The organism is Shewanella sp. SM73, from assembly GCF_025653795.1.
Classification (GTDB): domain Bacteria; phylum Pseudomonadota; class Gammaproteobacteria; order Enterobacterales; family Shewanellaceae; genus Shewanella; species Shewanella oncorhynchi.
In genome coordinates, this window is sequence record NZ_JAKKRY010000004.1 from 314,231 (window position 1) to 329,777 (window position 15,547).

Annotated in this window: 10 protein-coding genes; 2 read left to right on the plus strand and 8 right to left on the minus strand. The window is 46.6% G+C overall.

Features of this window, described 5'->3' with window-relative positions:
- The first annotated feature begins 358 nt into the window (after positions 1 to 358).
- Positions 359 to 1,900, plus strand: a complete 1,542-nt coding sequence (locus tag L5M51_RS08560) for an MFS transporter (RefSeq protein ID WP_028760700.1) — start codon at positions 359 to 361, stop codon at positions 1,898 to 1,900.
- Positions 1,901 to 2,000: 100 nt separating this feature from the next.
- On the opposite strand, the gene L5M51_RS08565 is transcribed toward L5M51_RS08560, so the two are convergent.
- Positions 2,001 to 2,525, minus strand: a complete 525-nt coding sequence (locus L5M51_RS08565) for a DUF3087 domain-containing protein (protein ID WP_173497913.1) — start codon at positions 2,523 to 2,525, stop codon at positions 2,001 to 2,003.
- 384 nt (positions 2,526 to 2,909) lie between these two features.
- On the opposite strand from L5M51_RS08565, the gene L5M51_RS08570 reads away from it, so the two are divergent.
- Positions 2,910 to 3,671, plus strand: a complete 762-nt coding sequence (locus L5M51_RS08570; RefSeq protein WP_263172349.1) for a substrate-binding periplasmic protein — start codon at positions 2,910 to 2,912, stop codon at positions 3,669 to 3,671.
- 79 nt (positions 3,672 to 3,750) lie between these two features.
- Here the strand turns inward: L5M51_RS08570 and L5M51_RS08575 are convergent, their stop codons facing one another.
- From L5M51_RS08575 to L5M51_RS08605, 7 genes are all read right to left on the minus strand, one after another.
- Entirely contained in the window at positions 3,751 to 4,857 is a 1,107-nt protein-coding gene (locus L5M51_RS08575; RefSeq protein WP_219250126.1) for a CobW family GTP-binding protein, read from the minus strand.
- A 270-nt stretch (positions 4,858 to 5,127) separates the two neighbouring features.
- Positions 5,128 to 6,546, minus strand: a complete 1,419-nt coding sequence (locus L5M51_RS08580) for a DEAD/DEAH box helicase (protein WP_131522993.1) — start codon at positions 6,544 to 6,546, stop codon at positions 5,128 to 5,130.
- A gap of 129 nt (positions 6,547 to 6,675) precedes the next feature.
- Positions 6,676 to 9,723, minus strand: coding sequence for an EAL domain-containing protein (locus L5M51_RS08585; RefSeq protein WP_105249783.1), 3,048 nt, complete (start codon positions 9,721 to 9,723; stop codon positions 6,676 to 6,678).
- Positions 9,724 to 9,851: 128 nt separating this feature from the next.
- Positions 9,852 to 11,471: a glycogen synthase gene (locus L5M51_RS08590; RefSeq protein WP_263145091.1), complete on the minus strand. Its 1,620-nt coding sequence runs from the start codon at positions 11,469 to 11,471 to the stop codon at positions 9,852 to 9,854.
- Positions 11,472 to 11,557: 86 nt separating this feature from the next.
- Positions 11,558 to 12,820, minus strand: a complete 1,263-nt coding sequence (gene glgC / locus L5M51_RS08595; protein ID WP_006085131.1) for a glucose-1-phosphate adenylyltransferase — start codon at positions 12,818 to 12,820, stop codon at positions 11,558 to 11,560.
- Positions 12,813 to 12,944, minus strand: coding sequence for a hypothetical protein (locus L5M51_RS08600; RefSeq protein ID WP_263145093.1), 132 nt, complete (start codon positions 12,942 to 12,944; stop codon positions 12,813 to 12,815). The genes glgC and L5M51_RS08600 overlap by 8 nt, the downstream gene beginning before the upstream one ends.
- Positions 12,945 to 13,004: 60 nt before the next feature.
- A complete protein-coding gene (locus tag L5M51_RS08605; RefSeq protein ID WP_173497055.1) occupies positions 13,005 to 15,539 on the minus strand; it encodes a glycogen/starch/alpha-glucan phosphorylase in 2,535 nt (844 codons plus the stop codon).
- Positions 15,540 to 15,547 lie beyond the last annotated feature (8 nt).

Genomic DNA, 15,547 nt, shown 5'->3' on the forward strand with positions numbered 1-15,547 from the left:
AGAAAAATGATCGGGTGAACAAAAATGCGACAATGGATTGTACCTAAAAATAGCGAGAACTCAAAGCATGTTCATTGTGAATAATTAACAATAAAGATTAATCATCACAATGACTTAAGAAGAAACAGTCCAATTTCAGCCAAATGACAAACTCAGTACAGTTCAATAACAGATGTGGGTTAATTCATCATTTTCTGCTACTTTTTTGGTGTTTAAGGCCGAATTAGGTAAAGTATCCGTTCAAGCAAGCCCATTAACGTATTTAAGCAAGATGAAATCATTAACTTTATAAATTTAAGTTTTTGATAATTAATGGGTTAAATAGAAATAAATTCAATAACAATAATAAGGGAAGGACATGAGTCAGAATAGTCCAAATGCAGGCAACGATCTGCGAGAAGTCAAACAGCTCGGCATGTGGGCCTCCATTACTAGCTTAGGTTATGTGTTTTGGTTAGTTGGCGGTATGGAGTTAGTCGAGCGTATAGCCTACTACGGTGTTAAAGCCAGTGCAGGACTGTACGCTAAAGCGCCAGAGTCTGCGGGCGGCCTTGGGATCAGCCTGAGTGACTACGGCATTATTATTTCCCTCTGGGCAATCATGCAAACCTTTGTGCCCGTATTCACCGGTGGCATGTCTGACCGAGTGGGCTACAAAGAAACCATCTTCGGCTCCACCATCATTAAAATCTTTGGCTATCTCGTCATGGCATTCTTCCCCAGCTTTTGGGGCTTCCTTGTCGGTGCATTACTCCTCGCCATAGGCACAGGGATATTTAAACCGGGCATTCAAGGCACCTTAGTGCTGTCCACTAATCGCAATAACACTTCAATGGCTTGGGGCATTTTTTACCAAGTTGTAAACATTGGCGGTTTCCTCGGGCCCTTGGTTGCCGTGCATATGCGCCAATTGTCGTGGGACAATGTATTTTTCGCCTGCGCCGCGATTATTTCACTCAACTTCTTATTCTTACTCACCTATACCGAGCCAGGTAAAGCCGAGCGACTGGAACGCAATAAGCAAATAAAATCGGGTGAAGTCGAACAAGAATCCCTGTGGCGTGATGCTTGGCGCGAGCTGAAAAAGCCGATTGTGATCTACTATATGCTCGTTTTTTCAGGATTTTGGTTCTTGTTCAATGCCCTATTCGATGTGCTGCCTATCCATATTTCCGAATGGGTCGATACCAGCGTAATCGTCACCTCTCTCTTTGGCAGCGAAGGCACCAGTAACGGTATTCTGCAATTTTGGCTTGGCCTCAATAACGAAGGCACTAAGGTGATGCCCGAAGGCATGTTAAACCTCAATGCGGGCCTGATTATGACCTGCTGTTTTATCGTCGCGGCGCTGACGGCTAAATACCGTATTACTACCGCTATGTTTATTGGTTGTTTGCTGAGTATTTTAGCTTTTGTGTTTATCGGTGCTTTCCATGCGGCATGGTTTATCGTATTCGCGATTGCCATGTTCTCCATTGGCGAAATGATGATTAGCCCGAAGAAAAACGAGTTTATGGGTAATATTGCTCCCGAAGGCAAAAAAGCCATGTACTTAGGATTTGTGATGTTGCCCCAAGGGATCGGCTGGGGATTAGAAGGCTACTTTGGCCCTAAACTCTATGAGATTTATGCATCAAAGGAATTGTTTTCGCGGGATTTATTGCTAGAGCGCGGCATGAACAGCACTGAGGTCAGCGCCATTCCCCAAGGTGAAGCCTTTACTACTTTGGTGAGTTACACAGGTGAAAACGCACACGATCTCACTCAATTGCTGTACCACAGCCATAACATTGGCATGGCGTGGTACATCATAGCCGCCATAGGGACTATCTCAGCGGTAGGAATTTACATCTATGGTAAGTGGTTACTCACACTACAAAGAGCCCAGCAAGCCGCATAAGTGAAACTCGCTGACCTCATTCTGGGCAAGGACGACAAAGACAAGATAAGGGCTAGATGATGGCAAGGTGAGGAGCAATCCTCATCTTATCTTGTCAGCATCAGAAAGATCTTGTCAGCAACTCGAGCGTAAATTGTTCGGGCGAAAGCAATAGGCCTAAGCTCTCGATTTGCGCATTTAGACGATTAAGATCTTGAGTCAGTGCCGGTAAGGTCAGCGTATTATCATCGAGTACATACACTTGTCTTAAACTGGTGTAATAAAAAAGCAATATAATCAAAGCATTCACATCATTTTGCGCCGCAGCGGCTTTAATCTTTATCAACTTGCGATAGATACGATTATGGAGCTGCTTCAATTGCCACACATAATAAATTTCACTGAAAAAAGGTCGGTCTTTTAAGTTGTAAATCACGGCGCTACACAGACTCAAACTGAAAATCACGCCTAAGAGATTCAAGTGAAAATTACCTGTTGGCTCACCTGGCACTGGCGTCACCCCAAACAGCGCAATGAGTCCAGTACCAAAAATCAGTGATAACACGACTAAGCTAACAACTAGAATAACAATGAATAAATTCATATTTTTACGATACAAGGTTTTATCTATTTCCTGCAGCTTCATAACATCCCGCTCAAATAAACCGCCCAGCATTGGGGTATAAATCAATGAATGGCAGAGCATACCCCAATCCCCTTTATTCGGCCTTAACTGATTTAAACGCATAGCTAAAATACATTTCTCATTCTCACTTACAAACGATACAAATTGAAACTTTTAGGCGTAACTAAGCAGGCTGAGAGATAGGATGATGTATCGATTGAAGATCAACGGCTTAATGCCCTTACGATTTATCTTCCATTTATTTCAAAACATTAAAATGTTAACGTGCAATCAAATCTGAGTAAAATTTGCTAACCTTAACCCTAGTGAATTGCATAACGATATCGCCGCTTTTACGAGAGACAGTGTTCTAACCTCCCGCATTCAAACCACACAAGGAATGCCATGATACTCAGCAAAGGCTTTGCACAAGTCGTCCTTTTGGCGCTCAGCAGCCTTTGCTTGACTGCACAGGCCAAAGACCTGCTCGCAGTGGGTTCGAGTTTCAGCCAAATTTTTGAACTACAAGCCAATGGCGAATATACCGGCTTAGGTGTCGATATTTTGAATCGCTTCGCCCAGCAGCAAAGTGTGAACATTCACTATCAAATTACCCCATGGCGCCGCGCTATCTCTATGGTTGAACGTGGCCAAGCGGATATTCTTATTGGTCCCTACGATACCCCAGAGCGTAATGCCAACTTGGTTTTTGCGGCGAAGGCATTTTACCGCGATGATATGGTGTTTTATGCTCGGGCAGACAATGAAATAGTGTGGAATGGCGACTATGCCAGTATTAAAACGCAACGGATTGGAAAAATGCAGGGCTGGAGTTATGGCACAAGGTTTACTGAACAAACTAAATCATTAAATATCAATGAATTTGTCGATATTAAAAGTGGCATAGAACGGCTTTCGCGGGGTGATTTAGATCTACTCGCCACCAATAGTCGCAATACAAATGCAGTGCTCGCCCAAATCAAAATCCCTCAAGCAATTACGCCAATCATGCCGATAATCGATGTGCGAGACGGCTTTATGGCTTTTCCGAAACAAGCTAAATTTGATCCGCTAAGAACTCGTTTTGACAGCTTCTTCGAGGAGATGATCCAAAATGGCACACTCACGACACTCGGCCAAAAATACCGCGTAACCTTGCCTTACTGATCCGGCCTTACTATTCCCACCAAATCTGACCCCTCTTACCTATGCTCACACCTGTAATAAAGAGTGATGGGGAACTCTGTTAGCTAAGACAAGCAATCAACTGCAGCTCAATCTCGTTCCAATTGACGTCGTCCATGGTAATCATTTCTAGTCTGGAATCTAAGGTGTCATCGAGTTCAACCACAGTAAACTCATGGTCAATCCAGTTAAATCCTGCAATTCCATCAGTAGTGATCATCACGGCCTTTAATCTAAGCAACACTTGCCCAACGTTGGATGACTGAGCTTGCCGCTGAATAAAATCCATTAATTTATCAAAATCAAATTCTTGACTCGGTTCAAACACCCAGCCGCAGCTAAAACAACCTTCACCTTGATTCTGCTTTCGCACTATACCGCGATCATCAAAATCAAGTGCGGCTTCGATTGCACCTTCGGCAAAGAGGCTCAACTCACTCAAGCGAGAACCACCAGCACGAAACAAGCTTGGGGCCGTCGTCGGTAGGCTGCCCAGCTTTAGGCCCGCGCTAGCATGCCCATTTATATTGAGTGACACGCGCCTTGGTTGGTTAAGATAGTCCAGCAAAGCGCTAGGTAAAGGCTGTTGATTAGAGTGGCTCACTACAGGAATATCAGTACGTTCAATATGGCTTAAATAAGTCTGCAATTCATAGAGTAACTTAGTATTTTCAGCATCATACAAGTCAGACTTAGTTGCGATGATCACATCGGCCACTTGCAACTGTTGAATAAAATTTGCATGTTCGCGATAGCGAGGATCGTGGATCTTACGCGCGTCGACCAAACATAGGGTGCTACGCAGTGAAATCACATTCTGATAATGGGGCGCACTCAGTACTTTAATGATTTCATTAGGATGCCCAAGCCCAGTCGGTTCAATCAATAAGCGGTCAGGTTTCGCTTTCGCAATCAACTGATTGATGGCCACTTGTGTCGGTACGCCCGCGGCGCAGCACATACAGCCACCCGCAACCTCACGAATTTGTATGCCGTTATCGGAGGAGTTCAGTAACCCCGCATCAATGCCGACCTCACCAAATTCATTGACCAGTACTGCCCAAATTTCATCCGCGGGTTTAGTCGCCAGCAATTGCTTAATCAGAGAGGTTTTACCTACACCTAAAAAACCTGTAATGATATTGGTGGGAATCGCTTTGATAATCATAAGGAAACTCGCTCGAATAGAAAGCTTGGCGCTCGAGTGTAGAAGTATTGGCTTTGAAGCTCAACAAAAAGCGCATCGGTGAGGATGCGCTTTTAGAATAGCGACAGGCTATGTAGCAAAATATGCAACTGACTATTCAACAGTCAAATTAACAAACTAGGCAACCGTTAGACGGCTAAACTAATAGGCACTTTGCACTTATTAGCCTTGATTGTTGGGCTTAGCTTATTTTGACTTAACTTATTTTGACTTAGCCTATTTTGACTTAGCCTATTTTGACTTATTGGTGCGAGAGCCAAAACCTGACTTATTGCTCACCAAATTCGACTTAGGTTTAGTTGCATTAAACGGCTTACCTGAGCCAGAAGCTGGCTTAGCACGGCTAGAGGATTTATCGGCACTGGTTTTGCTATCCTGCGCTTTACCTTTCGCGTACTTACCCTGACGAGACTGGCCAATAGTACGATCCTGCGGCGCCTTATGGCTCCACTTTCCAATCGGCTTAATCGGTGCTGCGGGCGCATCACGGTAACGGGCAGGCAAAGGCGTGCCTTCTTCATAACCCGGTTGTACCGACACGGGCAGTTTCTGCTCAATCAAGGCTTCAATTTCAGCGAGCATTTCATCGTCAGAAGGTGAAACGAACGAAATCGCGCGGCCGGTTAATCCAGCTCGGCCAGTACGACCAATACGATGGATATAGTCTTCGGCGAGGAAAGGTAATTCAAGGTTGATCACCATAGGCAAGGCATGAATGTCTAAACCACGAGCGGCCACATCGGTCGCCACCAGCACCCGCAATTTACCAGCTTTAAACTCTTCCAACACCCGATTACGGGCGCCTTGTGTTTTATCGCCGTGGAATACACCAGCGGCTATGCCATCCAGCTTTAATTCTTGTAATAAATGCTCGGCGCTTTCTTTCGTGCTGGCAAACACCAGCACTTGGCGCCAATTGTTGCGGCCAACCAATTCAGACAACAGCTCGGCTTTGCGACGTTTATCAACGCGATAGACTTCCTGCACAACTGTGGATGCGGTAGTCGTGTCAGCAACATTGACCCACTGAGGTTCATTCAGCATTTTCTCGGCGAGTTGTTTGACTGCATCGCTATATGTGGCTGAAAACAACATGGTTTGATGCTGCGGCGCAATTAAGCGTTTCACTTTTTCAATGTCGCGCACAAAACCCATGTCTAACATACGGTCGGCTTCGTCGATCACTAATGTGGTAACGCTCGACAAATCTAACTGGAATTGGCCAATAATGTCGAATAAACGACCAGGAGTTGCCACCAAAATATCAACGCCCTGCTCTACCCCTTTACGCTGGGGATTCATGTTGGCGCCACCGTAAACCGCTAAGGTTTTCAGTGGTAGGAACTGGCTGTATTTTTGGATATTTTCGCAGACTTGAATCGCAAGTTCGCGGGTTGGCGTCATCACCAACGCGCGTAAAATCGGTTTATCATTGCTATCGCTTGTTAAAGACTCAGCCGCCAACTTTTCAAGTACAGGCAGAGCAAAGGAAGCCGTCTTACCTGTCCCCGTTTGGGCGCAGGCCATAATGTCTTTGCCTTCAAAGGCAAGCGGGATCACTTTCTCTTGCACTTGAGTGAGTTGCTGATAGCCACACTCAGTTATCGCATTCAAAATAGGAGAAGATAAACCGAGTGTTTCAAATTTCATAGGGACTCTTTAGCTAAGTAGTAAAACTTTGATGCGAGGTGATACTCAATGCCCCAACGCGGGGCCGCGGAGTCTAGCAAAATCCGCGGCGTTTTTATAGGCAATTATCGCCACTAAGTTAATATCTCCTCAGACATGGGAGACTAAAAGCGGATCCTGTAAGTATTTTCGGCTAAATTCACCCGCAGGCACAGGTCTTGAGAACAAGTAACCTTGGCCGTAGTCACAACCAGCAGCCAACAACACTTGGCACTGCGCATCGGTTTCGACACCTTCGGCAATCACCTTCATTCCCAACTTGTGGGCCATCACGATAATCGCCTCGCAGAGAATTTGATCGTTTGAATCGGTATCAATATGGCGGGTAAAAGATTGATCAATTTTAAGATAATCGATATCAAACTTTTTCAAATAGGCAAGTGACGAATAGCCCGTACCAAAATCGTCCAGCGACACTTGCACACCCGCATCGCGGTAGGCCAGTAGTTTTTCGGTCACGCCCATACTGGCATCCAATAACAGGCCTTCGGTAATTTCAACGCACACGCCCGCGCCTGTAATATTAAGATCTTGCAATAACTTCAACCAATCATTGAGCAGCGTGCCTTCATCACGAAATTGGATTGGGGATTTATTGACGCTGATTTGGATTTCAACCCCTAATTCATGACGCCACGCCGCACTCTGGCGAGCGGCTTGCTCGAACACCCAATTGCCGATTTCAACAATCAAGCCAGTATCCTCCGCCACAGGAATAAACTCAGCAGGCGACACAGCACCACGCTCCGCATGATGCCAGCGGATCAAGGCTTCAGCCTTGGTCACTTCACCCGTTGCTAAGGCAACAATCGGCTGATAATGCAGTTCAAATTCTTTATTCACGACCGCTTGACGTAAGTCTTGGATCAAGCGCATGCGGTATTTGGCGTATTCCTGCATCGATGGGGTGAAATAGTTGAAGCGATTACGCCCTTGATCTTTCGCCGCATACATCGCCTGATCCGCATGCTTGAGAAGCCCTTCAATACTGGTCGAATCATCGGGATATAAAGTAATCCCAATACTGACGCTGATATAAGCGGTTTCTTCCCCTAACACATAGGGTTCGGCAATTCGTCGCAAAATATTCTCGGCGACGCGCTCAATCCCCTTATGGTCTTCCATCGAACTTAACACCACAGTAAATTCATCGCCGCCAAGACGCGCCACGACGTCGGCATCACGCACACAGGATTTCAATCGACTCGCGGTTTCTATCAACAGTAAATCGCCCATGGCATGGCCTAAGGTGTCATTCACTTCTTTAAAGAAATCTAAGTCCAAGAACAATAAGGCAAAGTGGTTGCGATTGCGGTCGGCATTTTTCACTTCACTGCTTAAATACTCCAACAACATGCGCCGATTAGGCAACCCCGTCAGCGTATCGTAGTTAGCCTGTTTCCAAATCAGATGTTCATTTTGCTTCTTATCGGTAATGTCTGAGAACAGGGCAACACGTCGATAGGGATGGCCTTCTTTATCATTAATCGTATTGATGGTTAACCAGATGACATATTCCTCGCCATTTTTGCGCCGCTGCCACATTTCCCCCTGCCATTGGCCTTTCTCGCGGATATCATTATTCATTTTGGTGTAAAAATCGCGGCCATTGAGGTCACAATAAAGCAGCCGAATATGTTGGTCCCGCACTTCAAATTCGCGATAACCCGTCATCACACTAAAGGCGGCGTTGACGGTAATAATCACACCCTTTTCATCGAGGACACTCATGGCTTCTGAGCTGTTATCGTAAACCAGTGCCGACAATTTTAAGGATTCTTCGATAAGTTTTGCGTCGGTAATATCGGTATAGGTTCCGCACATACGCAGAGCATTGTTGTTTGCATCTCTGCTCACGACTTTACCTGTATCAAGGATCCACCGCACCTTACGGTTTACGGTATTTAAGCGGTACTCCATCTTATGTTGCGCCGTTTCGCCACGAATATGGGCCTCAATCGAATGCAGCACTTTAGGCCTGTCTTCGGCGACTATCGCATCCATCCATTGGCGACTATTAGCGTTGAGCATATCAACATCGCAGCCAAGTATATCGGCGCTGCGGGCGTTACGTTCGATACGATCATTACGAATATCCCAATCCCACACCCCAAGATCGCTACTGCTCAACACCAGTTCGAGTTGTTCACGGCTAGCGAGCACCTCTTGGTCAGCAATGGCCTGTGAGGTGATATCTAAATATCCAGCAATAACAAGCAACACGGCATTATTACCACCGCGCTTACAGGCGACTGTCATATGGGTGTAAACCACGCTGCCGTCTTTAACGATAAAACGTTTATCCATCTCGTAATTATCGATATCCCCCCGCAGCATAAGCTCAAATTTCAGGGCATCCGCTTCTAAATCATCGGGATGAGTAATTTGTGCCCACGTCATCCGTAGCAATTCAGCTTCTGAATACTTGAGCATTTGACATAACCGTGGATTCACCTTTATCCACTTTTGATCTATCCCCGTTATTGCAATACCAATATTGCCCGCGTTGAATTGGCTCCTAAAAAGAAAATCATCCTGCAGACGAATTTGTTCATCACGCTCTAATTCAAAACGTCGCGATAACAAGCGGCTCAATAGCCAAGTCGCAATCGGGAAAATGGTCAATACTGGGAGGGTCACTTTGGCGAGTAATGGCATTGCTATGCCATCGGGTAGAAATAAGAACCACAACAACATCACGATATGAACGGTATAGGCAAAGAGAAAAATTTCTCCACCTGAAATATTGGCTAACAGAGACTTACGATATTGACGCCAGATCACCCCGATTAAACCGGATGACACTATCACGCCGACGCCAATCCATATACCAGCGCCACCGATACTGATGCGATACAGCGCCGTCATCACGACAGCCACTAAGGTCGGTAAACCACCGAAAAATAGACCAGAAATACAGAGAATAACTGAACGGGTATCAAAGAAAACGCCAGGCAAATATACCCAAGGCGTACTCATAATAGTGATACCAATACCACCGATGAGCATCCCAATAATGATGCGCCACAGTAAAAAATACTGCCGCTGATGCTTTTTAGGAATCACGTCGTACAAAAAGACCAACGCCAGCAATAAAGCCGCATTTTGTACTAACGGAAAGAGAATACCTTTATCCATAACTCAGAGAGCGACTCCAAAAATGAGGGGGCTTGATAACATTTTAACATTCCCCCACAAGTGTAGCAGAATCACTTAGAAATCATGCGTTAATTCCCTTTGCCGCATCACACTTTGGACTTACCACATTACATTTTGCAATAGAGTTGTTGACGATATTGCTCTGCAATAGAATGCCAGTCAAAACGCTGTGCCATGGCCGCAGCACGCACATGTGGCCATGTTTTCCCCTCGAAACAGGCAATGGCTTGCACCAACCTTTGCAGAAACGCTTCGGCCTGCTCATTTAAGCTATTGCCGTTAAAAGCAAAACCATTAACGCCATCCTCAACGGTATCCTTTAAACCGCCTACACTATGCACTAAGCATGGCTGTCCCGCGCGCATGGCCAACATTTGACTGATGCCACAGGGCTCAAAGGAGCTTGGCATCAAAAATAGATCGCCATGCTGATACAGTGCTTCGGATAACGCCTCGTTATATCCTTGCAAAAATAATAGGTTATCGTATTTAGCCCCTAACGCTTGGAAAGACTTAGCAATGGATGCATCGCCACTGCCGAGTAAAATCAGCAGTGCCGTCGGTTTTGTCTGCTTCAACGCGTTAAGTAAGGTTTCAAGCACAGATAAACCCGAGGGCAATTGATGGCGCAGCAATAATACTTTTTGATCGGTCAAGCGGCCCACCGAAGTCAATAACAGACTCGGTACTTGCTCCGCCATTGCTTGACGCCAATGGGCTTGGGTGCGGGCAAAAGCAATCATGTCCACGCCACTCACTTGCGTTTGATGCCCCTGCCATTGCACTAACGCAGTTTCAACCGCACTGAGCAGTTGCTTGAACTCGGGTATTTGAATACGCGCAGGTGGCTTAGCGGGTAAATCCGATACTGACGAATATACACAGCCATTTAAAATCCCCACCACTTTGCCATCATTGGCCTTGACCTGTAAGTCTTGCTCTAGCCCTTCGCCACCAAAGAATCCCGCTTCTGGTCTGGAGGGCTGCAACACTTCCTTGGCGTAACTGGGTGAGACTAAATGCACTTTGTCGCTCAGCACTATGCCCATGCGCATAGGGTTAACACAGTAGGGATAACGGGGATCGGTAATTAACTGTTTTTGCCCCTGCGTCAAAGTGGCAAACAGCTCTGGAAACCAAGCCGCAAAGGAGGATGAATCTTGGCTTAAGGGACGTATCCCCTGCAACGCAAGATTGTGGATAGAGAACACACACTCAATTTCTTTGAGAGCACTGAACTCAGGCACGAATGCTCTTAACATGGCTAAGCAGCCCGCATGCCAGTCATGTAAATGCAGCACTGTCGGCATAGGCACTCTACCAGTAACTAATGCTGTCGCGACGCTCGCGCAAAGGAAAGCAAACTTAGTTGCATCGTCGGCAAAAGGACGCTCGGCACTGCCTTGGCTATAAATCTGCCCAGGTACGGATTGCCATAATGCATGTTCGAGCAGATAAATCATCGCCTCTGGCACATGGGGATGGGGCATGGCAAACACATGCACCCGCTCCAATCGGCCGCCAAAAGCCACAGTTAACTCACCCAGATCTTGGGGTTGATTCGCTACCGCAGTCAAAAAGCCATAGCTTGGCATGATCACATCGGCGCACAAATCAACACCCGCCAAAGCGGCGGGTAAATCACGGATGACATCCGCCATACCGCCAACCTTGGCGCCCGCAAGGGCACCGTTTTCAGCCGCGACCATCAAAATGCGTTGTTTCAATTAATTGGATACTCCCGCTACTTCAACTGTGCAGCTTTTATTAAGCTGCCTATACCTAAGCCATTTTTACTTTAATGATCAAAGCACTATTCATAGCCTACAGGCAAACCTAGCATGTCACGGGTCACTAAAGTCACGCCTTTTTCGGACACCCTAAAGCCTTTAGCTCTGTCGTGATCATGGTTATAACCTATCACCATGCCTTCGGGAATAATGCAGCCACGGTCAAGTATCGCATTCTTGATTTTGCAATGGCGCAGCACGACTACATCGGGTAGCACTACTGAATCTTCAACTAACGAATAAGAACAAACGCGCACTTCGTTAAACAATACACTACGGCGCACTGTCGCCCCCGAAATAATACAACCGCCCGAAACAATCGAGTCCAACGCCATACCGCGTCTATCATCGTCATCAAACACAAATTTAGCGGGTGGTAATTGTTCTTGGAAAGTCCAAATTGGCCATTTCGCATCGTACAAATTCAGTGCTGGCGTAGGCGATAACAGTTCCATATTCGCTTGCCAGAAAGAGTCTAGCGTACCCACATCGCGCCAATAGGCTTGCTCATTTGGGAAAGCACTCTTAAAGGGATAGGCGAACACATTATGTTTTTCGATGATCGCAGGAATAATATCCTTACCAAAATCCCGATCTGAGCTTTCGTTTAAGGCATCTTTCTTGAGCTGGTCAAACAAAAACTCTGTGTTAAACACATAGTTGCCCATAGATGCTAAACACATTTCAGGATTACCCGGAGAATGCTTAGGTTGCAGCGGCTTTTCTTCAAAGCCTAAAATGCGCATCTCTTCATCGACTTCCATCACCCCAAACGAACCCGCAGCTTCGGCAATCGGCACTTCAAGGCAAGAGACAGTCATATCTGCACCCGACTCGGCATGGGCAGCTAATAACCCAGCATAATCCATGCGATACACGTGATCGCCAGACAACACCATCACGTATTTAGGCAGCTCGTGGCGAATGATATCGATATTTTGAAATACCGCATCGGCCGTGCCTTGGTACCAGTTTTCCGAATAGCGTTGTGAAGCGGGTAAAATCTCCACCGACTCGCCCAGCTCCTTCTTAAAATGGCCCCAACCGCGCATAACATGACGGATCAAAGAATGCGACTTGTACTGAGTCACAACCCCGACACGACGAATACCCGAGTTGATACAATTTGAGAGCGGGAAATCGATAATACGAAACTTACCACCGAAATACAGTGCAGGTTTAGCACGCCAATCCGTGAGTTCATGCAAGCGAGACCCGCGCCCACCAGCTAAAATCAACGCATAGGTTTCACGAGTTAAATTACTGATATAACGAACATTAGACATAGGCTCTTACTCCGAAATCGGCAAACTGATTGCCCATAAATGGCTTATCGATACGGCAGACACTGCCGTACTCCCCTGAGTATTTCTCACTTGCATTCCCCATTCCTTCCATTGATTGCTGCATTCCTTTCAAACACTTATACTCATCCGCTATAACAAGAGACTTATAACCCAAAGCCCAACCCTACAGTTTCCAAATTTCATCGCGATAACCCGCGATCGTCACATCACTCGAAAAACGTCCACTGGCGGCGGTATTGCGAATACTCATCTGCGTCCACACCTGCGGATCTTTATAGGCCCGCGCCACGGCTTCTTGCACGACTCGGTAACTGTCAAAGTCGGCGGCCGTCATCCATTGATCGTCGCTACTTTCGATGGCGGTAATAATGGGATCGAAAATCCCCGGCTCCAGCAGATTGAAGTGACCACTTTTGAGTAACTTCATCACCTCAGATAACGCCGGTGAATCATCAATAATACTGCGCGGATGATAGTGACTACGTACCTGCGAGACCTGCTCCGCATTGAGTCCGAACAGGAAGAAGTTCTCTGAGCCCACTTCCTCTAACATCTCGATATTGGCGCCATCCATAGTGCCGATTGTCAGGGCGCCGTTCATCATGAACTTCATATTGCCCGTGCCCGATGCCTCTTTGCCCGCGGTTGAAATTTGCTCGGATAAGTCAGTCCCCGGACAGATTTTTTCCATGGCGCTGACGTTGTAGTTTGGTAAGAAAGCAAAGCGTAGGTAAGGCGTCACCATAGGATCGGAATTGACCATATGAGCAACATTGCTGGCGAGCTTGATGATCAACTTAGCCATAAAGTAACCGGGCGCCGCTTTACCGCCGATCAATACACAACGTGGCACCATGTTTTCGGTGTGGCCTTGCTGGATCTGGTGATAGAGATGGATCACATGCAAGATATTGAGTAACTGACGTTTATATTCGTGAATACGCTTCACTTGCACGTCAAACAGCATCGCCGGATCGAACTCAACCCCACATTCCTTAACAATCATCTTAGCCAGCAAAGCCTTGTTGGCTTGCTTCACATCACGCCATTTTTGGATAAACGCATTGTCCTGTGTGAGGGCATTGAGCGCCGTTAACTGGCTTAAGTCTGTCACCCATTCTTGACCTAAATGGGCGGTCAGTAACTTAGCTAAGGCAGGGTTACAATGGGCAAGCCAACGCCTTGGCGTCACACCATTGGTACGGTTATTAAACTTATGCGGCCACAACTCATAGAAATCCTTAAACAACCCAGATTTGAGTAGTTGCGTGTGTAAACCCGCGACACCGTTGACCGAGAAACTCGCCACAATCGCCAAATACGCCATACGCACATGGGGATGTGGACCATCTTGAATAATTGACATACTCGCCAATTTCTCACTATTTCCTGGCCAATGGTGGGCGACTATATCTAAGTAACGGGCGTTGATTTCATAAATGATTTCTAAGATGCGTGGCAACATTTGCGCCATCATACGCACGGGCCAACGCTCTAATGCTTCAGGCAACAGGGTATGGTTGGTGTAAGCCATGGTCTGACTGGTAATCGCCCACGCACTGTCCCATTCCAAACCGTATTCGTCGATCAATAACCGCATCAACTCAGGCACGGCAATGCTAGGGTGAGTGTCATTCAACTGCATGACATTTTTAGCGGCAAACTGCGTAAAATCATGACCATGACGACTCACCCAACGTTTGAGTAAATCCTGCAAGCTAGCGGAGGATAAAAAGTATTGCTGACGTAATCGCAGCTCTTTGCCGTTCTCGCTCGCATCATTAGGATAGAGCACCATAGTGATCTGCTCGGCCAAGTTTTTACGGGCCACGGCTTCCGTGTAGTCGCCTTGGTTAAACTCAGCTAAATCAAAATCATCGGTCGCTTCAGCCTTCCACAATCTCAAGGTATTTACCCGCCCATTGCGATAACCAGGAACTGGCATGTCATAGGCAACGGCGAGCACATCTTGGGTTTCAACCCAAATAATGTGCCGACGGCCTTGTTTATCGACATAGGATTCGGTATGACCAAAAAATGGCACTATTACGTTGTGAGTAGGGACACGCACTTCCCACGGATTGCCTTCGCGCAACCAACGGTCAGGGCGTTCAACTTGGTAACCGTCGACTATCTTCTGGGCGAACATGCCATATTCGTAACGTATGCCATAGCCTGTCACTGATAAGTCCATGCTGGCGCAGCTATCGAGGAAACACGCGGCTAATCGACCTAGGCCGCCATTGCCTAAACCAGCATCATGTTCGGCCTCTTCTAACTCTTCTAGCGATACGGCATAGTTGCTCAAGGCATCACGGCTATCTTGTTGCAAATCTAAACTCAGTAGTGCATTACCTAGTGCTCGGCCCATCAAAAATTCGAGGGATAAATACGCCACTTGCTTGCGCTTAAAATGGCTGTCATCCACTCGAGTCTGACGCCAATTATCTAGCATCTGTTCTTTCACGCTGTAAGCTAACGCTTGAAATAATTCGCAGCTCACGCCTTCGCCACGGCTGAGTCCATAACGTAAATGGCGCTCAAAAGAAGCGGGCAAAGCATCGCAGGGTTCACAGGGCTCAGCGGCTTTAGACTTAGTCTGACGCTTAGCGGGAGCCTTCTTGCTCGCGGCTTTTGACTGAGCTAGTGTTACTGGTTTTTCGCTGGTATTGGGGCTCAGCTCGCTTTTGTCACTCATAGTTAATT

Excerpts from the sequence above, each read along its gene's own strand:
- L5M51_RS08585 (WP_105249783.1), bottom strand. The coding sequence starts at position 9,723 with ATGGATAAAGGTATTCTCTTTCCGTTAGTACAAAATGCGGCTTTATTG.
- glgC (WP_006085131.1), bottom strand. The coding sequence starts at position 12,820 with ATGTCTAATGTTCGTTATATCAGTAATTTAACTCGTGAAACCTATGCG.
- L5M51_RS08570 (WP_263172349.1), top strand. The coding sequence starts at position 2,910 with ATGATACTCAGCAAAGGCTTTGCACAAGTCGTCCTTTTGGCGCTCAGC.
- L5M51_RS08560 (WP_028760700.1), top strand. The coding sequence starts at position 359 with ATGAGTCAGAATAGTCCAAATGCAGGCAACGATCTGCGAGAAGTCAAA.
- L5M51_RS08600 (WP_263145093.1), bottom strand. The coding sequence starts at position 12,944 with ATGCAGCAATCAATGGAAGGAATGGGGAATGCAAGTGAGAAATACTCA.
- L5M51_RS08565 (WP_173497913.1), bottom strand. The coding sequence starts at position 2,525 with ATGAAGCTGCAGGAAATAGATAAAACCTTGTATCGTAAAAATATGAAT.
- L5M51_RS08605 (WP_173497055.1), bottom strand. The coding sequence starts at position 15,539 with ATGAGTGACAAAAGCGAGCTGAGCCCCAATACCAGCGAAAAACCAGTA.
- L5M51_RS08575 (WP_219250126.1), bottom strand. The coding sequence starts at position 4,857 with ATGATTATCAAAGCGATTCCCACCAATATCATTACAGGTTTTTTAGGT.
- L5M51_RS08580 (WP_131522993.1), bottom strand. The coding sequence starts at position 6,546 with ATGAAATTTGAAACACTCGGTTTATCTTCTCCTATTTTGAATGCGATA.